This is a genomic window from Prevotella sp. P6B1 (genome assembly GCF_000702825.1).
GTDB lineage: Bacteria > Bacteroidota > Bacteroidia > Bacteroidales > Bacteroidaceae > Prevotella.
Map to the genome: position 1 here is coordinate 1 of NZ_JNKF01000010.1, position 19,314 is coordinate 19,314.

Here is a 19,314-nt window from a genome sequence, read left to right on the forward strand (position 1 = left end):
TCAGGTGGTGTTCCTGATTTGCGGGTGCAAAGGTACGGCTTTTTTTGAAACTACCAAAACTTTTCGAGAGAAATTTTCATTTTTCATGCATTTTTTTGGTCGCTCTTGACAAATATCAATCTGAAAAATATTGTCACATTATTATATATTATATAGAGAGAATCAGCATCACGTAAAAACCGTGAGTTAACTCAAATCATCAATCGAGCCGGCTCAAATCATCAATCGAGTTAACTCACGTGATTTTCGCACCCGATTCCACAAGAACTGAAACACAGGCTACGTACTACGTTAATTTCTGATAAATGCTTTGCTGTTTAAGGTATTTATTATAATTTTGCAACGTAAATAAATACAATAACCATCAATAAACAACAAGCAAGATGAAAAAAGTAATGGTTAGCATAGCCGCTTTGGCATGCATCGCAATGACAAGTTGCGGTAATATGGGGCAGGTTCTTGGTGCCATGACCAATGGTACAGGCGTAGTAAATGCCATCACGAGTGTTATCGGTCTGGATAAGATTAAAGCTCAGAACCTGATTGCCACCTGGAAATACAACGGTCCAGGCTGTGCCTTCACCAGCGAGAACCTGCTGGCAAAAGCAGGTGGTGAGGTAGCAGCCGTACAGATTGAGCAGAAACTTCAGCCCTATTACCAGCAAGTAGGTTTGTCAGCCGCCAACACTTACATCACCTTTAACGAGGACGGCACATTCACTTCTAAAATAGCAGGTACACCATTCAGCGGCAACTACACTTTCGACGAAGCCAGTCAGAAAATCACATTAAAAGGTCTGTTACTCTCAATAAACTGCTATGCCAAAAAGGAATCTGGTGGCATATCGATTCTGTTCGAAGCCAAGAAACTGCTGACAGTTCTTCAAACCATGTCGGCCATGAGTGGCAATAAAGATTTGCAAACCATAGGCGATTTGAGTAAAAATTACGATGGCGTACGCGTTGGATTCGATATGAAACGGTAAAATTTGCAAATATATGCAGAAATATTTGGTCGGTTGCGAAATTTTGTATAATTTTGCAACCGATTTCGAATAAATATACTGAGATGAAAGTAAAGACCAACAGATTAGAAGCCCTGAGACTGATCATATCAAGTCAGCAGTTAGGGAGCCAGGACGAATTGTTGAACGCCCTCCAGAAAGAAGGCTTCAAACTAACGCAAGCCACTCTGAGTCGTGATCTGAAACAGCTGAAAGTAGCAAAGGCAGCCTCGATGAGCGGCAACTACGTTTACGTACTGCCCAACGAAACCATGTACAAACGTGTCAGCACTCCTAACAGCATCCGTGAGATGATGCGAGTACCCGGTTTTATCAGCATTAACTTCTCAGGCAACATGGGCATCATCAAAACCCGTCCAGGCTATGCCAGTTCGATAGCCTGGAATATCGACAATAGTGACATTCCAGAGATATTGGGCACCATCGCCGGCGATGATACCATATTCATTGTAATCAAAGAAGGCATCAAGCATCAGGAAGTAGTAGAAGCCCTGAGCGATGTGGTACCAAACATGAAATAAAGTAATAAGAAGAAATGGAAGAAGAAATTGAAGTCTTAGTAGCAGGACCTGAGCACGAGAAATACGTGGATACGATTCTCGACACCATCGCCGAAGCAGCGAAGGTGCGCGGTACTGGTATTGCCAAGCGTACCCACGAGTACCTGGCCAAGAAGATGATGGAAGCAAAAGCGGTAATAGCGCTTACCAAGGATGGACGATTTGCAGGATTCAGTTATATCGAGACCTGGGAAAACCAGCAATATGTCACGACCTCAGGCCTTATTGTGCATCCCGACTTCAGAGGCAAACACATTGCCAAGCGCATCAAGGATATGACCTTCACCCTGGCCAGAACCCGTTGGCCTCACGCCAAGATATTCTCGCTGACAAGTGGCGCCGCCGTTATGGCTATGAACACCGCACTGGGCTACCAGCCCGTGACCTTTGCAGACCTGACCGACGACGAAGCCTTCTGGAAGGGTTGCGAGGGCTGCTGCAACGTGGATGTGCTGCATCGCACAGGTCGTAAGTACTGCATCTGCACAGCCATGCTCTACGACCCTACCGAGCACCTGCCCGCCAAGATTGCCGACGATGTGTTAGCACGCATCCGTAAGATTGACGGCAAAGAAGAGTAATATATCCGGCAAAGATAAGTAATATATCCGGCAAAAAAAAGTAATATTGACAGAACAAAGGTATCAATTAATAATCAACAAAGATATGGCAAACAAGAAAGTAGTAGTCGCATTCTCAGGAGGTCTGGACACCTCCTACACAGTTATGAAACTCACCCAGGACGGCTGGGATGTCTATGCAGCCTGCGCCAACACAGGCGGTTTCAGCGACGAGCAGTTGAAGAAAAACGAGGAGAACGCCTTTAAGCTGGGTGCGAAGGCCTATGTAACCCTCGATGTCACCCACGAGTATTACGAGAAATCGCTGAAGTATATGATCTTCGGTAATGTGCTGCGTAACAACTGCTACCCCATTTCTGTATCCAGCGAGCGTATCTTCCAGGCTATCGCCATCGCCCGCTATGCCAAGGAGATTGGTGCCGATGCCATCGCCCACGGTTCAACAGGCGCTGGTAACGACCAGATCCGTTTCGACATGACTTTCCTCGTAATGGCTCCTGGTGTAGAGATCATCACGCTCACCCGCGATAAGAAGCTCACCCGTAAGGAAGAGGTTGACTATCTGAACGAGCACGGATTCTTTGCCGATTTCACCAAGCTGAAGTACTCATACAACGTAGGTATCTGGGGCACCAGTATCTGTGGCGGTGAGCTGCTCGACCCCACCCAGGGTCTGCCTGAAGAGGCATATCTGAAGCATGTCACTGCCAAGGAGCAGGAGTCGCTGCTGAAGATTCAGTTCGACAAGGGTGAGATTGTAGCCGTTAATGGCGAGGCATTCGACGATAAGGTGAAGGCCATCCAGAAGATTGAGGAGATTGGTGCCAGCTATGCCATTGGCCGTGATGCCAATGTGGGTGATACCATCATCGGTATCAAGGGCCGTGTAGGTTTCGAGGCCGCAGCCCCCAAGCTCATCATCGAGGCTCACCGCCTGCTGGAGAAGTCAACCCTCTCTAAGTGGCAGCAGTACTGGAAGGATCAGGTAGCCAACTGGTATGGCATGTTCCTGCACGAGAGTCAGTACCTGGAGCCCGTGATGCCCGATATCGAGGCCATGCTCACCAGCAGCCAGCGCAACGTCACCGGTACAGCCATCCTGAAGCTCCGTCCTTACGGATTCGAGACGGTTGGTATCGACAGCGCTAACGACCTGACCAAGAGCAAACTGGGTGAATACGGCGAGACTCAGACCGGTTGGACTGCCGACGAGGCCAAGGGCTTCATCAAGGTTAGCTCTACCCCACTGCGTGTTTACTACGGTATCCACAAGGACGAGAAAAGATAATTTTTAGCAATAGACTACAGGACTTTAGGACTTATATGATTAGAATTGGAATATTAGGTGCGGCTGGTTATACAGGCGGCGAACTGATCCGCTTGTTGCTCAACCATCCCGAAGCCAAGATTGTGTTTGCCAACTCCGAGAGCAATGCCGGCAATCTGGTATCGGATGTGCATGAAGGTCTGATTGGCGATACCGATCTGAAGTTCACCGACGAGATGCCCTTCGATCAGGTAGATGTAGTATTCTTCTGCTTTGGCCACGGCAAGAGCGAGGCGTTCCTGAAGGAACACACCATCCCCGAGCATGTCAAGATCATCGATCTGGCGCAGGACTTCCGCATCAAGGGTGCTCACGACTATGTATATGGTCTGCCCGAGATCAACAAGGAAGATATCATGAAGGCTCAGCACCTGGCCAACCCTGGTTGCTTTGCCACCTGTATCCAGGTAGCACTCCTGCCCGCCGCCTACCTCAATCTGCTGAAGGACGACGTAGCCGTGAATGCCATCACCGGTTCTACAGGTGCTGGTCAGAAACCGGGTGCCACCACCCATTTCTCGTGGCGCAACAACAACCTGAGCATCTACAAGCCCTTCCAGCACCAGCACATCGCTGAGATCCGTCAGTCGTTGAAGCAGGTTCAGGGCTATCTCGATGCTGATATCGACTTCATCCCCTACCGTGGCGACTTTGCCCGCGGCATCTTCTGCACCGCCGTCATCAAGACGCCCGCTCCCGTAGAGGATGTGATCGAAGCCTACAAGGACTTCTATAAGGATGCAGCCTTCACCCACTATAGCGACAAGGCCATCGACCTGAAGCAGGTGGTAAACACCAACAAGGCCCTGGTACATGTAGAGAAATACGGCAACAAGCTGCTCGTCACCTCTGCCATCGACAATCTGTTGAAGGGTGCTGTTGGTCAGGCTGTACAGAATATGAACATCATGTTCGGCATCGACGAGACTGCCGGACTCAAACTGAAAGCATCAGCTTTCTAAATCATTAAGGAGGATACGATATGAAGCTATTCGACGTTTATCCACTCTTCGATGTCAACATCGTCAAGGGAAAGGGTTGTAAAGTATGGGACGACAAAGGTCAGGAGTACCTCGATCTTTACGGTGGACATGCTGTTATCAGCATCGGCCACTCGCATCCCCATTATATTAGTAAGGTAACAGAGCAGCTGCAGAACATCGGTTTCTACTCTAATTCTGTTATCAACAAGTTGCAGGTTCAGTTAGCTGAGCGTCTCGGCAAGATTTCCGGCTACGACGACTACCAGCTGTTCCTGATCAACTCTGGAGCCGAAGCTAACGAGAATGCACTGAAGCTGGCTTCGTTTAAGACGGGTAACACCCGCGTGCTCTCTTGCGAGAAGGCTTTCCACGGACGTACATCGCTGGCTGTCGAGGTGACCAATAACCCGAAGATTATTGCCCCCATCAACGACAATCACCATGTGCGCTATCTGCCCCTCAACGACCTTGAGCCCTGGGTTCGTGAGTTGTCAAAGGGTGGTGTAGCAGCTGTCATCCTGGAGTGCATCCAGGGTGTTGGTGGTATCCAGATGGCCACACCTGAGTTTGCACAGGGTCTGGCTTACGCTTGTAAGCGCTATGGCGCCGTGCTCATCTGCGACGAGATTCAGTGTGGATACGGTCGAAGCGGTAAGTTCTTTGCCCACCAGTGGCTGGGCATCAAGCCCGATATCATCACCGTTGCCAAGGGTATCGCCAACGGATTCCCCATGGGCGGTGTACTCATCAGTCCCGAGTTCGAACCAGTTTACGGACAGTTAGGCACCACCTTCGGTGGCAACCACCTGGCTTGTGCCGCAGCCCTTGCCACCCTCGATGTCTTCGAGGACGAAGGTCTGGTTGAGAACGCCCGTGTCATCGGCGACTATCTGATGGAGGGCATCCGCAATATCGGCAGCTCACACATCAAGGAGGTTCGCGGTCGCGGACTCATGATTGGTATCGAGCTCGACATGCCACACGCCATGGTTCGTAAGCCACTCATCAAGCATGAGCATTGCTTCACCGGCTGTGCCGGCCAGAACATTCTGCGCTTGCTGCCACCACTCTGTCTCACCAAGGCAGAAGCCGACGACTTTATCGAAAGACTGATAAGAGTAAAACCCGAAGAATTATGAAGATTTCAGTAATAGGCGCTGGCGCCATGGGTGGCGCCACCGTCGAGGGTCTGATCAAAGGCCAACAGTTCAAAAACGAAGATATCACCGTAAGCGATCCCTCGCAGGCGGTTGTAGAAAAGTTTGCTAAGTTAGGCGTTAACGTCACCATCGACAACCAGCAGGCTGCCAGCACAGCCGATATTGTCTGTGTAGTAGTAAAGCCCTGGCTGGTAGAGCGTGTGCTCACCGGCATCAAGGCAGCACTCAATCCCCAGAAGCAGTTGCTTATTGTGATTGCCGCAGGCGTTCCATCAGCCAGTATCAAGGAGTGGCTGGGTGCCAATTGTCCCCCACTCTTCCTGGTCATCCCCAACATCGCCATTGCCCAGTTGGCATCGATGACTTTCATCGTGCCTTGCGACACCACCAACGAGCAGACCAAACTAGTACAGGGCATCTTCGATGAGATGGGCACCTCGCTCCTCACCGACGAGCAGCACTTGGCATCGGGCACCACCCTGGCCAGCTGCGGCATCGCTTATGCCATGCGCTATATCCGCGCTGCCGCCGAAGGTGGCGTAGAGTTAGGCTTCAAGGCCGACGATGCCAAGAAAATTGTGATGCAGACCATGAAGGGCGCCGTTGAGCTGCTCGAAGCCAGCGGCCTGCACCCCGAGGCAGCCATCGACCTGGTAACCACTCCCGGTGGACTCACTATCAAGGGTCTCAACGAGATGGAGCATGCCGGTTTCACCTCGGCTGTGATCCGTGGTCTGAAAGCAGGACTGAAGTGATTAGTGGGGGGGGGTATGACAAGGATACTTAAATGGCGATATGTGATGAGAGTGGTAGTGCTACTATTCTCTCTTCACTGTCCACACTTCACTGCTACAGCACAGGATAATGCCAATGCCCGCCAGGCCAAGCGTGTTTTCAACACCGCCTGGAACCATATCTATGGTCAGGAGGGCGTCAAGTTCAACTATAAGATCAACATTCTTGGACTGTATAAGGAAGAAGGCTACTCGTGCAACAAGGGCAAGAAGAGCGTATCAGAACATAAGAACACCATCATCTACGACAACGGCGAGCTGAAGCATATCGTACGCACCAACAAGCATCTTGTAGAGTTGCATGACCCCAAGGTGAACAAGAGCGACGACAAACTGCAGATGTTCAAGTTCGAACCCGACAGTTACAACTATTCCATCGCCAAGGATCCCGAAGGACTGTTGGTAACTCTCGATGCCAAGCCTGGTACCAAAGTGAAGATGAAAAAGATCATCGCACTGCTGTCCGAAGGCAAGTATTACCCCAAGAAGCTACGCATCAAAGTCAGCATCTTCTGGTGTACCATCACCTTCTCCGACTTCCAGGCAGGCAATATCGACGATAAGCTCTTTGTCTATCCCAAAGAGAAATATGCTGATTATAAAATCATAGATAAACGATAAAAACAACAAATATAACATGGACGAGCAATTAAAGCAAATAGGCGAACGCCTTCGCGGACTGCGCGACGTTCTCGACATTCCAGTAAGTGAGATGGCTGAGACCATCGGTATCGACTCAGAGAAATATGAGAAGATTGAGAAGGGTGAGCTCGACATCACCATCTCAAACCTGATGAAGATAGCCCATAAGTATGGTGTATCAGCCGAGGAGCTGATGTTTGCCGAGGCACCCCACATGAAGTCGTACTTCGTAGTACGCAAGGGCCAGGGCATGAGCGTTGAGCGCACCAAGGCCTACAAGTACCAGAGTCTGGTCAGCGGTTTCGTGAATCATCAGGCCGATGTGTTCATCGTTACCGTTGAGCCTAAGCCAGGCGCACGCACCATCTACAAGAACACCCACCCCGGACAGGAGTTCAACATGGTGCTCGAAGGTAAGATGGAACTTTTCATCGGTGGCAAGACCATCATTCTCGAAGAGGGCGACAGCATCTACTTCGATTCATCGAAGCCCCACGGCATGCTGGCCGTAGGCGACAAACCCGTGAAATTCCTCGCCTTTACAGTTGAATAGTTAATTAGCAACGGACTACAGGACTTAAGGACTTTAAGCACATAAGTCGTTTCAGTCCTGTTGTCCGTTGCAAAAAAGAAAAGATATATGGTAGAAAGATTTTTAAAGCAGACACATTTCGAGTCTGTAGAGGATTACAATAAGCATCTGGAGTTCATTGTTCCAGAGCACTTCAACTTTGCCTACGATGTGATGGACGCGTGGGCAGAAGAGGCACCTGAGAAGTTAGCATTGCTCTGGACCAACGACCAGGGTGAGGAGATACGTGCCACCTACAAGCAGCTGAAAGAGCAGAGCGATCAGGCCGCCAGTTACCTGCAGTCGCTGGGCATAGGCAAGGGCGACCCTGTGATGCTGATTCTGAAGCGCCGTTATGAGTGGTGGATCGTGATGCTGGCACTGTGTAAGATTGGTGCCATCGTCATCCCTGCCACCCACATGCTCACCAAGCACGACATTGTTTATCGTAACACCCGCGCCTCGATCAAGTCGATCATCTGCGTGGACGATGCTTACGTGTGCGAGCAAATCCGACTGGCCATGCCCGAGAGTCCTACGGTCAAGCAGTATATCACCATCACCGATCACGGCAAACCCATCCCCGAGGGTTTCCGCGACTATCAGTCGGAGGTGGTCAAAGCGCCTCAGTTCCAGCGTCCTGCCTTCGTTAACAACAACGAGGACACGATGATCATGTACTTCACCTCGGGTACCAGCGGCGAGCCGAAGATGGTGGCTCACGACTACCTGTATGCCATGGGTCACCTCACCACAGGTGTGTTCTGGCACAACCTGCATGAAGGTTCACTCCACCTCACCGTGGCCGATACCGGTTGGGGTAAGGCCGTATGGGGTAAGTTCTACGGTCAGTGGTTTGCCGGTGCTACCGTGTTCGTGTTCGACCACGAGAAGTTCAACGCCGACACCCTGCTGCGCCAGATGGAGAAATACAAGGTTACCAGCTTCTGTGCACCTCCCACCATCTACCGCTTCATGATTCGCGAGGACCTGAGCAAGTACGACCTCAGCAACCTGCAGTACTGCTGCACCGCTGGCGAGGCGCTCAACCCCGCCGTCTATGATAAGTTCTACGAGAAGACCGGCATCCGCATGATGGAGGGCTTCGGTCAGACCGAGACCACCATGACCCTCGGCACCTTCCCCTGGATGACACCGAAACCAGGCAGTATGGGTATCCCCAACGCCCAGTACGATATCGACCTGCTGCGTGCCGACGGCACCAGCTGCGAGGATGGTGAGAAGGGCGAGATTGTGGTACGTGTAGGCGACAAGAAGCCTATAGGTCTGTTCAAAGGCTACTACCGCGATGAGGAGAAGACCCGCGAGGCGTGGCACGATGGCATCTATCACACCGGCGATATGGCCTGGCGCGATGAGGATGGCTACTACTGGTTCGAGGGTCGTATCGACGATGTGATCAAGAGCTCAGGCTACCGCATCGGTCCGTTCGAGGTTGAGAGCGCCCTGATGACCCACCCTGCCGTGGTTGAGTGCGCCATCACCGGTGTACCCGACGATATCCGCGGTATGGTGGTCAAGGCTACCGTTGTACTCGGCAAGGAGTGGAAGGACAAGGCTGGCGACGACCTCGTGAAGGAACTGCAGCAGCACGTCAAGAAGGAGACAGCTCCTTACAAGTATCCCCGTATCGTGGAGTTTGTCGACGAACTGCCTAAGACCATCAGCGGAAAGATCCGTCGCGTAGAGATCCGCCAGAAGGACGCGGAGAAATAGTGAATAGTGAATAGTGATTAGTGATGGCGGCACATAATGAGTTAGGATCGTGGGGCGAGGACCAGGCCACAGCCTACCTGCAGCAGCATGGCTATCGCATCATAGAGCGCGACTGGAAATCGGGGCGCCGCGATATCGACATCATTGCCACCAACGGTCAGGAGGTGGTCTTCGTCGAGGTCAAGACCCGTCGCAACCGCCTGTATGGTGAGCCCGAAGAGGCAGTCGACTACCGCAAGCTGCAGAGCCTCCGCCAGGCCATCAACCACTATATCAAGTATCGCTGCATCAACAGTCCCGTCAGGTTCGACATCATTTCCGTAGTAGGCATGATAGGCGGGCAACCAGAAATAGATCACATCGAAGATGTACCACTATATTAGTGAAGAGTGAATAGTGAAATGAAGAAAAGAATAGTTATCAAAGTAGGTTCTAACGTGCTCACACGAGCCGATGGAAAGCTCGATGTCACCCGCATGTCGGCCCTGGTCGACCAGATAGCGTGGCTGCGCAAGCAGGACATCGAGGTCATCCTCGTCACCTCGGGTGCCGTAGCCTGTGGCCGCCGCGAACTCACGGTCGACCACTCACTCGACTCGGTCGAGCAGCGTCAGTTGTTCTCTGCCGTAGGTCAGGTCAAGTTGGTAGGTCTGTATTACGATCTGTTCCGCGAGTTTGGTATTCATGTGGGCCAGGTGCTCACCATGAAGGAGAACTTCCAGCCCGGCGAGCAGTACCGCAACCAGCAGGCTTGTATGAGAGTGATGCTCGAAAACGACGTGCTGCCTATCGTCAACGAGAACGACACCGTATCCGTTACCGAGCTGATGTTTACGGATAACGACGAGCTGTCGGGGCTCATCGCTCAGATGATGCGTGCCGACTCACTCATCCTTCTCTCTAACATCGATGGTATCTATACCGGTCATCCTGACGATCCTTCGTCGGAGCTGATACAGACCGTGGCGCCCTGCACCGACCTCTCCAAGTATATCAAGGAAGAGAAGAGTGCCTTCGGTCGTGGCGGCATGCACTCCAAGTACCACACCGCCAGTAATGTGCAGTGCGCTGGCATCCATGTCATCATTGCCAATGGTACCCGCGACGACATCCTGATCGACCTGATGGAGCACCCCGAATCAACACCGCATACCGAATTCCTAACATAGTAGAGCCATGCAACTCAAAGAAACATTCGAACGTGTGAAGCGCGCCAGCAAGAGTCTGGCCCTGCTCACCGATACACAGCGCAACGAGATACTCCATGCCGTTGCCGATGCCATCATGCAGCAACAGGCCAGGATCCTCGAGGCCAACGCCCTGGATCTCGCCAGAATGTCGAAGGATAACCCCCTCTACGACCGTCTGCAGCTCACCGGGAGCCGACTGGAAGGCATCGCTTCCGACATGCGCAACGTGGCTACCCTGCCCTCACCCTTAGGACACATCACCAAGCAGAAGACGCTGGCCAACGGTCTCCGTCTGTGCCGTGTCAGCGTGCCCTTCGGTGTCATCGGCATGATCTACGAGGCGCGTCCTAACGTCACGTTCGACGTTTTCTCACTCTGCTTTAAGAGCGGCAACGCCTGTGTGCTCAAGGGCGGTAAGGATGCCGACAGCAGCAACCGCGAGGAGGTGGCTCTCATCCACGAGATACTGGAGCAGTATGGCGTATCGAAGGATGTGGTAGCCCTGCTGCCCGCCACCCACGAGGCTACCGGTGAGATGCTGAATGCCGTGGGCTATGTGGATCTCTGTATTCCCCGTGGCGGCCGCAAGCTCATCGACTTTGTACGCGACACAGCCCGCATCCCCGTCATCGAGACCGGTGCAGGTGTGGTCAACACCTATTTCGACGTGGATGGCGACCTGGAGATGGGACGAGCCATCATACAGAATGCCAAGACCCGACGCGTGTCGGTTTGTAACGCCCTGGATTGTTTGCTCATACATCAAAACCGGCTGTCGGACCTGGGTATGCTGGTGCAGCCCATGGCAGAGAAAAAGGTCATCATCTATGCCGACAAGCAGGCCTATGCCGCCATCGAAGGCCAGTATCCCTATCTGGAGCCTGCCACAGCAGAGAGTTTTGGTACAGAGTTCATGGACTATAAGCTCGCCATCAAGACGGTTGCCAGTCTCGAAGAGGCCTTGGCCCATATCGACCAGAACGGCAGTGGTCACAGCGAGGCCATCATCACCAGGAACGAGCAGACAGCCCGTCGGTTCCAGGCGCATGTCGATGCGGCTTGTGTCTATTGGAATGCCCCCACCTCGTTTACCGATGGTGCTCAGTTCGGCCTTGGTGCCGAGATAGGCATCTCTACCCAGAAGTTAGGTCCACGCGGTCCGATGGCCCTCGAAGAGATAACCACCTACAAATGGCTCATCGAGGGCGAAGGGCAGATACGACCGTAGTCAACAGATAAGGAGGGAACGCTATGAAAAGAAACATTACTACACACCTGATATGCCTATTGCTACTGCCACTGACAGTGGCAGCTCAAGGTTTTCAAGCCGACGTTGACCGGCTGACGAAAGAGATGTACCGTTTGTACTCCACGCACGAGATTGAACCGTTCATGACCGTCACCGACCAATTGAAAGAGGCTTGTCTGAAAACGAAAGATGAAGGTCTGTTCTACCGAACCTGGGCCAACCAGGCCTCCTTTGCTTTTACAAAAGTGAGCAGAGAGAAAGGTATGGAGATAGCCAAGGCCATGAACGACTATAGTCAGCAGCATGACAGCAAGCTGGGGTTCTACTATTCATCATTAGCCAATGCCAATCAGGCCAGTGCACTGAGAATGGAGATCAAAGCAGAGGAGTATTATCTGAAAGCCTGTAAATACAAGCAAGCCTATCTGCCTCAAATCAATGCCGCACCAGCTTATTTAGGTCTGGCTAAGATTTACCACAACCGCAGAAACCAGAAGAAGATACTCGAGATGACCGACAAGACCCTGAAAGAGCCCAATCTGACGGGGCCTTCGATTGTGGATGCATGGAGCTATCGATGCATCGCTGCGATGTATTATGAGGGTAACGTTCAAAAGACGGAGTTGAACAAAGCCTATACGGAATGGAAACGGCTGTCGGAGAAATACAATTATCGCTCCACCTTTACCAACGATATAGAAATATATCATGCACGTGTCAATGGCGACTACGAGACTATGCTCGAACTGGCCAAGAAGGTCAAACATCCCTTAGAGAGAGCCCAGCTCATCTCTTATGCATATGAGTGGCAGGGCAAATGGGAAGATGCCCTAAAATACTACAAGGAGTATAAAAAGATCAGCGACTCTATCAACACGTCCGACATACGCAAACAGGCGGCAGAGCATGCCCTGCAGATGGACATTATCCGGACAGAGAACGAAGCCAATGCACTGAAGTTGCACAATCAGGCCCTACGTCTGGAACATCAGGCCAGCGAACTGGAGCAAGAGCGTCTGGAGAAAGAAGCATTAGACCTGACATTGAAGAATCGTAACATAGAACTGCAACATGCAGCTGTGTTGTTGAAAAACGACAGTCTGGACCGTCATGCACAGCAACTGAGACTGAGTGAATACCAGTCGAAGTTAGAGGCGCAACAGAGCAAGGAGCACGCCCGTCAACTCAGGATCTATACGGGAGCAGTACTGGCCACATTGATCATGGGTTTTATGACCTTCTATGCGTACTACCGTCAGCGACAACTGAAAAAACTGCGAGCCGTCAACAATGAGTTGCAAACAGCCTATAACCAATTGGAGGAGACGACCACCGCCAAGGAGCGCATCGAGAGCGAGCTACGTATCGCCCGTGACATCCAGATGTCGATGGTGCCCCATGAGTTTCCGGAATACGAAGGATTGGACCTCTATGCCTCTATGATTCCTGCCCGTGCAGTAGGTGGCGACCTCTACGACTTCCTGATTGAAGACGACAACCTGTATTTCTGTGTGGGCGATGTCTCGGGTAAGGGCGTGCCCGCCTCGCTGTTCATGGCGAAGGCTTCACACTTGTTCCATACGCTGGCCAAGCAACACCAGAAACCAGCCGCCATTGCCACCCGCATGAATGACGAGCTGACAGAGAAGAACGACAACAGCATGTTTGTTACCATGTTCATTGGTGAGATGAACCTCTCAACCGGTCATCTCTACTTCTGCAATGCGGGCCATAACCCACCAGTGATTGGTGGTGACGAACAGAAAGGCTCCTTCCTCGAGATGGAGGCCAACGCCCCCATCGGTCTCTGGCCCGGACTGGACTATGTTGGCGAAGAGATTGCATCCATCAAGGGGCGTCCGCTCCTCATCTATACCGATGGTCTGAACGAGGCTGAGAACGACCATCAGGAGCAGTTGGGCGATGACCGCATGCTCGACATCCTGCGGCATACCGATTTCGAGAATGCCCGTCAGGTGGTGGAAGTGCTGGAAGCAGAGGTAGAACATCACCGTCATGGTGCTGAGGCCAGCGATGACCTCACCATTATGTGCATCAGAACAAAAGTTAATACATAAAATATAAGCATATGAAAAGTTTTATCAACGTTGAAGACCTCGGTCCATTGGATAAGGCGATGGCCGAAGCATTTGAGATTAAGAACGACCGTTACAAGTATCAGCATCTGGGTAAGAACAAGACCCTCATGATGATCTTCTTCAATAACTCGCTCCGCACGCGCCTCAGCACCCAGAAGGCCGCCATGAACCTGGGCATGAATGTCATCGTGCTCGATGTGAATGCCGGTGCCTGGAAGCTGGAAACCGAGCGTGGCGTGATTATGGATGGCGACAAGAGCGAGCACCTGCTCGAGGCTATCCCCGTGATGGGTTGCTACTGCGACCTGATCGGCGTGCGCTCGTTTGCCGGACTCTCCGACCGTGAGTACGACTATGCCGAGACCGTGCTGCAGCAGTTCATCAAGTACTCTGGCCGCCCCGTCTTCGCCATGGAGACAGCCACCGTTCACCCCCTGCAAGCCTTTGCCGACCTCATCACCATCGAGGAGCACAAGGTGGTTGAGCGCCCCAAGGTAGTGCTCACCTGGGCCCCTCACTGCCGCGCATTGCCTCAGGCTGTGCCCAACTCGTTTGCCCAGTGGATGGACGCCGCGCCCGATGTCGATTTGGTCATCACCCACCCCGAGGGCTACGAACTCGATCCAAAGTTCGTAGGTAACGCCCGTGTGGAGTACGACCAGAAGAAAGCCTTCGAGGGTGCCGACTTCATCTACGCCAAGAACTGGAGTAACCCCGGTGTCACCAATCCTGCCGACTACGGTAAGATTACCTGCACCGACCGCTCGTGGACTGTCGATACCGAGCACATGTCATGGACCAACAACGGTAAGTTCATGCACTGTCTGCCCGTTCGCCGCAACCTGATTGTGACCGACGACGTCATCGAGAGCCCCAACAGTCTGGTCATCCCCGAGGCTGCCAACCGCGAGATCTCGTGCTCGGTAGTCATCAAACGTATGCTCGAAGCCCTGTAAGCAACAAAGCAAACAACCAAAGAATTTCAGCAGTGCCTCCCGTTGTGACGACGGGAGGCATTGACTTTTAATAACATCTTAGAATTGATTGTAAAAAAAAGGAGCAATCCGTACGGCATCTCCGATTTTTTTCGTATCTTTGCGCCATCAATTACCTAATCACAACATGAAACAGTATCTATACCTATTACTTTTAATCATTACCCTAACCATCACAGGCAAGGGAAGTATTTACGCAAACGAGATAGAACAGGAGTTGGCGCAGCGCCTACAGGCGGCACAAGTCAGCGGTGACGACTCTGCTTTCTACGATGCCCACCAGACCATGCTCGACTACCAGATGCGCCACCAGGCGTGGGATAAGTACTACCGTGTATGGATGACCCGTGTGATCTACGATGTGAACAACAAGCACTTCCACCGCGCCTTCACCCAGATTCACCGTCTCACCGACGATGTGCGCCAACGCCATCAGGAAAAATACCTCTACATATCCAACATGTGCCTGGGGTTCTTCTTCAGCGGCCGGAACCAGCCAGAGATGGGCGAGACCTACTTCCGTCGTGCCCTGAAAGGTGTTGATGCCGAAAAGGAGCCCGTATCCGTATTCAACTGCTACCTGTCACTGTCGCAGGTGCTCAGCTTCAAGCGCCCCGTCGAGGCGATGGCCTGTCTCGACAGTCTGCCGAAACAGATGCTTGAAAACCCCATCTACGACAGTGGTGTACTGGGCTACCGGTGTATCATTGCCAGCCGACTGGGCGACCGTCCGGCGTTCAACCGCTATTTTGCACGCTACGACAGCATCCGTCATAATAACCCTGCTGGCTTTAACGCCGCCAACCTGCAGCAGGTAATGGTATGCCACTACCTGATGCTCAACGACTACAAGCAGGCACTGGCATGGTGCGACTCTGTCAGTGTGCCACAGATGGCCAACGAGCTGCGACTCGACATCTATGAGAAGATGGGCGACTGGCAACGGGCCTTCCGTGCAGCCGAACTGAAAGACAGTCTGGAACAGAACGACAACCGTGAGGTGCTGGAAGAATACCTGATGGAAGTGACCCACGACATCGACCTGCTGACGGCCGAACAGGAGAAGGCCGAACTGCGCCGCAAACAGCTGATGAGCCTGGGATTGATGGCAGCCGTCATCATCGCCCTGCTGATAGCAGTACTGATATACCGCTACTTCAAGAACCTGAAACTGAAGGAGCAGTTCCTGCAGCTGCAGGAGGCACGCCGTAGCACCGAGGCCGGTCAGGCCATCCGCCGCGCCTTCGTCACCGCCATCCAGAACAAGCTCCAGTCGCCTATCAACGTGCTGCTGAACTACGCCCGTATCTTCAACGATCCTGAGTTCAGGCTGAAGCCCGAGGAGCGTAGCAAGCGCTACAGCGACATTGTAGCCGCAGCCCACAGCATCGAATCGCTGATGGATCCCGTGCTCGACTCGTTTGCCTTGGGCGACTCCGGCATTACCGAAGAAGAGAAACGCATCTGCCAGGATGCCCTCCGCTCACCATTGGTAACACTGATCGGTTCGGCCGAGGTCATCATCGACGCTGATGGGCAGATACCACACGACGAGTATATGAAAATGCGCGAGGAAGTGGGCCGCAATGCCTATCTGGTGGCCACCTCTACCCGCAAGCTGCTGCTGTTCAGCCTCTATGGCGATAACATGCCCGTTGCCAAGAACTATGAGATTGGGCTGAACGAGATGGTACGCACCATCCTGAACAGCTACGACCTGCACTTCCGCACCAAGCCGAAGGCCATCGAGTTCATGACGGATGTAGCCGACGAGGTGACCATCCGCACCAACACCCTCCTGCAGGAGCTGATGAACTGCCTGCTCGACAATGTGGTGAAGTATGCCGTTGGCAATTCGCTGATCCTGAGTTGCCACGCCGAGGCCAATGGCACCTATTCGATAGCTGTAAGCAACGAGGGCATGCCTATCTCTGTCGAGGATGTAGAGCGTATCTTCGTACCTTTCGTACGCCTGTCACCCGATGAGCACAGCTTAGGTATTGGATTGCCACTGGCACGCAGTCTGGCCGTCTCTATGGGCTACACCCTGACCATCGACACCACCTACAGCCAGGGCGCCCGTTTCGTGGTGAGCGGATTGTAGATAGATGCCTCGGCGGGTTTGTTCAGATTCCTCCTTTCTTTACTCGGGATTCAAATCCGCCACTTGTAGTTAGCCAAAATGAATCAGTCGGCTATCACGGTGAATCCCTCGCGGGTTGTCACGTTGCGGTCGTCGCAGCGCCAGTGGATAGTGAACTTCCTGATGCCCCACGACCTGGCGTAGCTCTGCAGGATGTCCACGTTATTATCCATGATATCCTTCGATGCCTTGACGATATAGCCGATGGTATTCAGACTGGTAGCCGTCTTGTCGGCTATCTTGAAGTTGCTGGCATAGAGGTCGGGGAAGGCGTTGCGGATGTTCGACTCCAACTCGCCCTGTGCCCCCACAACAGGCGAAGCCACCCATTCATCGATGGTGACATACATGCGCCACGACTGCATGGCGCGGTTAGGCTCCAGCAGCTCATGGGTGTAGGTGGCACCGCCATCATTGTCGTAAACATATTTGTGTGGGGCATTCTTATAGCCGTTTTGTTTCTTATATACATACAGCAACGAAGCTGTTTGAGGCGCTGAGGTGATGTTGACGGTGTACTGTCCTGATGGATTATCCACCGACCAGCATATCTCCTGACTCACATCGGCATCGTTCACCAGAATGGCAGCAGGCGAGCGGTGACAGTAGTAAATGGTGCTGCCAACATTCTCGTAATACTGCGGCAGTGCGCCCGTATAGGTCCACGATACCTTTGTACCTGCCGTGTTCTTCTTTACGCCCAACTCCTTGTTGGTTTGCGCCATGCCCACCGAGAACGATGAGCCAGTGGTGGTACCCACCGAGTAGCTGCCGCCAACGCTGAAGCTGCCCATAGGTCCCGAAGCATTGGCTCCGCCACTGAACCCCCATGTGATGCCTACAGTCTCCGTCTGAGCGTACGACGAGCCTGTGGTGACGGTGGTGGTCGACGAGTTATTGTCGGTGTTGGGTGCTGCTGCCTCCAGGTGTATGCTGCCGCTACCAGTGAGATCCATCGAGGTGTCGTACTTCGAGAGGAAGGCGCCATACCAGCGGTTATATTCGCCGAAGTTGGTAGCTGAGTACCAATAGTTATCTCCTTGTGTGGGGTAGAATATCTTTGATCCATAGCGATCGCCCATGCTGAGGGTGACGTTCTGTTTCAGGTAGTAGTAGTCCTTGTTGGTATCCATATTGTGCACGCCCCACGAACTGATTTTCATATTGATACGGTTGTAGCGCCTATACGAGTAGTTGTCCGAATCCAGGAAAAAGATATCGCCGTTGTAGGTGAATGTCTCGCTGGCATCCATCAGCTCGTTGATGTTCACACTGCCGCCGGCGCGGGTGATGGGGCGGCGGGCAGCAGCCTCTTGCTCCTGTTCTGTGTCGTTCAGCCACTGTGCAGCTGCGTCGGCCAGCGTGCCGCTGATGGCGGCTGTGCGCTCAACATGACTCGTCACGGCCTGGGGCTGAGTGGTGTTACCATCGCCATCGCTCTCACTGACGTACGAGGTAAACTCCTCCTCAAACGGTTCCTGCATGAAGTAATCGTTGGGGCCCATGATAATCAGCTCGGCAAAGGCATCGCTCAGCTCGCTGGCAGCTCTGGTTCTGGCCACATGCTGCATGGTGGCCATACGTGCCTTCGCACGCTCCACGCGTAGCGAAGTGCGTGCGGCATCACCTGCCTGTTCGTTAGTCAGGTCAAACAGTTGTTGCATGAATTCCTCTTCCTGTGTGGCCAGTGCTAACAAATAGGTCAGCGCAAACATGCCGGCCTGCTCGGTAGTGGGATTGGCAATGCAGATGTAGCCACCGTTCATGGTGAGGCGGACCGCAGCCTTCATCACCTCGGGGTCTAACGCTTGTCCAAGGTTGTCGAACATAGAGCCTGCCAATATCACCATGCGGGTGTCGGCATCAATGCTGGCAGTGGTCTTGGGCAGGCGCTTTACGAGTGCAGCCCCTGTCGTTCCCTCCTCGAATGTGCCAATCACAGCTGTGGGCACATCGGCAGTCACGTACACGCTCATCTGGTCGGTAGTAGGCTCTGCATCCTTGCTGGTTTGTACAAAGTTCGCCATGTCGGGCGTCACCGGATTGTCGTCCTCAAAACATGATGTAAGACTGATCCCCGCAGTCATCATCAGGGCGAGTGTCAGATAATAAGGTCGCATTGTTTTCATCATCAAAATTGTTTTAGGTTTTAATTCTTGCTGCAAATATACGCACTTTTTTCCAATCTTCCAAACAACTATACAAGTTTTTTACGTTTGATAATGCCTCGCATGGTGGTGATGCGAGGCATTTGCTTG

General features: G+C 52.6%; 17 protein-coding genes. 16 read left to right on the forward strand and 1 reads right to left on the reverse strand.

What is annotated here, in order from left to right:
* Positions 1-383 precede the first annotated feature (383 nt).
* From T495_RS0101025 to T495_RS0101100, 16 genes are all read left to right on the forward strand, one after another.
* Positions 384-986, forward strand: coding sequence for a DUF4923 family protein (locus T495_RS0101025; protein ID WP_028904039.1), 603 nt, complete (start codon positions 384-386; stop codon positions 984-986).
* Between the two features lie 83 nt (positions 987-1,069).
* Positions 1,070-1,546: an arginine repressor gene (gene argR / locus T495_RS0101030; RefSeq protein ID WP_028904040.1), complete on the forward strand. Its 477-nt coding sequence runs from the start codon at positions 1,070-1,072 to the stop codon at positions 1,544-1,546.
* Between the two features lie 14 nt (positions 1,547-1,560).
* Positions 1,561-2,166 (forward strand): GNAT family N-acetyltransferase, encoded by a 606-nt coding sequence (locus tag T495_RS0101035; protein WP_033147308.1) that lies wholly within the window; start codon positions 1,561-1,563, stop codon positions 2,164-2,166.
* A gap of 85 nt (positions 2,167-2,251) precedes the next feature.
* Positions 2,252-3,454: an argininosuccinate synthase gene (locus T495_RS0101040; RefSeq protein WP_033147309.1), complete on the forward strand. Its 1,203-nt coding sequence runs from the start codon at positions 2,252-2,254 to the stop codon at positions 3,452-3,454.
* 35 nt (positions 3,455-3,489) lie between these two features.
* A complete protein-coding gene (argC, locus tag T495_RS0101045) occupies positions 3,490-4,455 on the forward strand; it encodes an N-acetyl-gamma-glutamyl-phosphate reductase (RefSeq protein WP_028904043.1) in 966 nt (321 codons plus the stop codon).
* A gap of 20 nt (positions 4,456-4,475) precedes the next feature.
* Positions 4,476-5,615, forward strand: a complete 1,140-nt coding sequence (locus T495_RS0101050) for an aspartate aminotransferase family protein (protein WP_028904044.1) — start codon at positions 4,476-4,478, stop codon at positions 5,613-5,615.
* Complete coding sequence (locus T495_RS0101055; protein WP_033147310.1) at positions 5,612-6,391, forward strand: pyrroline-5-carboxylate reductase; 780 nt, start codon at positions 5,612-5,614, stop codon at positions 6,389-6,391. The genes T495_RS0101050 and T495_RS0101055 overlap by 4 nt, the downstream gene beginning before the upstream one ends.
* Before the next feature lie 15 nt (positions 6,392-6,406).
* Positions 6,407-7,051 carry a hypothetical protein gene (locus T495_RS0101060; protein ID WP_155950122.1) on the forward strand — a complete coding sequence of 215 codons (645 nt, stop codon included), beginning with the start codon at positions 6,407-6,409 and terminating at the stop codon, positions 7,049-7,051.
* A gap of 16 nt (positions 7,052-7,067) precedes the next feature.
* Positions 7,068-7,625, forward strand: a complete 558-nt coding sequence (locus T495_RS0101065; RefSeq protein WP_033147311.1) for a helix-turn-helix domain-containing protein — start codon at positions 7,068-7,070, stop codon at positions 7,623-7,625.
* An 87-nt stretch (positions 7,626-7,712) separates the two neighbouring features.
* A complete protein-coding gene (locus T495_RS0101070) occupies positions 7,713-9,380 on the forward strand; it encodes an AMP-binding protein (protein ID WP_033147312.1) in 1,668 nt (555 codons plus the stop codon).
* A gap of 23 nt (positions 9,381-9,403) precedes the next feature.
* Complete coding sequence (locus T495_RS0101075) at positions 9,404-9,763, forward strand: YraN family protein (RefSeq protein ID WP_028904049.1); 360 nt, start codon at positions 9,404-9,406, stop codon at positions 9,761-9,763.
* Positions 9,764-9,781: 18 nt separating this feature from the next.
* Entirely contained in the window at positions 9,782-10,549 is a 768-nt protein-coding gene (proB, locus tag T495_RS0101080; RefSeq protein WP_028904050.1) for a glutamate 5-kinase, read from the forward strand.
* Positions 10,550-10,556: 7 nt separating this feature from the next.
* A complete protein-coding gene (locus T495_RS0101085; RefSeq protein ID WP_033147313.1) occupies positions 10,557-11,798 on the forward strand; it encodes a glutamate-5-semialdehyde dehydrogenase in 1,242 nt (413 codons plus the stop codon).
* A gap of 23 nt (positions 11,799-11,821) precedes the next feature.
* Positions 11,822-13,897, forward strand: coding sequence for a PP2C family protein-serine/threonine phosphatase (locus tag T495_RS15440; protein WP_231495029.1), 2,076 nt, complete (start codon positions 11,822-11,824; stop codon positions 13,895-13,897).
* A gap of 11 nt (positions 13,898-13,908) precedes the next feature.
* A complete protein-coding gene (locus T495_RS0101095; RefSeq protein WP_028904052.1) occupies positions 13,909-14,874 on the forward strand; it encodes an acetylornithine carbamoyltransferase in 966 nt (321 codons plus the stop codon).
* Between the two features lie 166 nt (positions 14,875-15,040).
* Entirely contained in the window at positions 15,041-17,017 is a 1,977-nt protein-coding gene (locus T495_RS0101100) for a sensor histidine kinase KdpD (protein ID WP_033147314.1), read from the forward strand.
* An 83-nt stretch (positions 17,018-17,100) separates the two neighbouring features.
* Here T495_RS0101100 and T495_RS0101105 read toward each other — a convergent pair whose 3' ends face one another.
* Positions 17,101-19,188, reverse strand: a complete 2,088-nt coding sequence (locus tag T495_RS0101105) for a hypothetical protein (protein ID WP_033147315.1) — start codon at positions 19,186-19,188, stop codon at positions 17,101-17,103.
* Between the last annotated feature and the right edge of the window lie 126 nt (positions 19,189-19,314).

Bases quoted from the DNA above. Each gene is read 5' to 3' on its own strand.
- T495_RS0101070 (WP_033147312.1), top strand. From the start codon at position 7,713: ATGGTAGAAAGATTTTTAAAGCAGACACATTTCGAGTCTGTAGAGGAT.
- T495_RS0101050 (WP_028904044.1), top strand. From the start codon at position 4,476: ATGAAGCTATTCGACGTTTATCCACTCTTCGATGTCAACATCGTCAAG.
- argR (WP_028904040.1), top strand. From the start codon at position 1,070: ATGAAAGTAAAGACCAACAGATTAGAAGCCCTGAGACTGATCATATCA.
- T495_RS0101035 (WP_033147308.1), top strand. From the start codon at position 1,561: ATGGAAGAAGAAATTGAAGTCTTAGTAGCAGGACCTGAGCACGAGAAA.
- T495_RS0101105 (WP_033147315.1), bottom strand. From the start codon at position 19,188: ATGATGAAAACAATGCGACCTTATTATCTGACACTCGCCCTGATGATG.
- proB (WP_028904050.1), top strand. From the start codon at position 9,782: ATGAAGAAAAGAATAGTTATCAAAGTAGGTTCTAACGTGCTCACACGA.
- T495_RS0101065 (WP_033147311.1), top strand. From the start codon at position 7,068: ATGGACGAGCAATTAAAGCAAATAGGCGAACGCCTTCGCGGACTGCGC.
- T495_RS0101060 (WP_155950122.1), top strand. From the start codon at position 6,407: ATGACAAGGATACTTAAATGGCGATATGTGATGAGAGTGGTAGTGCTA.
- T495_RS0101055 (WP_033147310.1), top strand. From the start codon at position 5,612: ATGAAGATTTCAGTAATAGGCGCTGGCGCCATGGGTGGCGCCACCGTC.
- T495_RS0101100 (WP_033147314.1), top strand. From the start codon at position 15,041: ATGAAACAGTATCTATACCTATTACTTTTAATCATTACCCTAACCATC.
- T495_RS15440 (WP_231495029.1), top strand. From the start codon at position 11,822: ATGAAAAGAAACATTACTACACACCTGATATGCCTATTGCTACTGCCA.
- T495_RS0101040 (WP_033147309.1), top strand. From the start codon at position 2,252: ATGGCAAACAAGAAAGTAGTAGTCGCATTCTCAGGAGGTCTGGACACC.
- T495_RS0101095 (WP_028904052.1), top strand. From the start codon at position 13,909: ATGAAAAGTTTTATCAACGTTGAAGACCTCGGTCCATTGGATAAGGCG.
- argC (WP_028904043.1), top strand. From the start codon at position 3,490: ATGATTAGAATTGGAATATTAGGTGCGGCTGGTTATACAGGCGGCGAA.
- T495_RS0101075 (WP_028904049.1), top strand. From the start codon at position 9,404: ATGGCGGCACATAATGAGTTAGGATCGTGGGGCGAGGACCAGGCCACA.
- T495_RS0101025 (WP_028904039.1), top strand. From the start codon at position 384: ATGAAAAAAGTAATGGTTAGCATAGCCGCTTTGGCATGCATCGCAATG.
- T495_RS0101085 (WP_033147313.1), top strand. From the start codon at position 10,557: ATGCAACTCAAAGAAACATTCGAACGTGTGAAGCGCGCCAGCAAGAGT.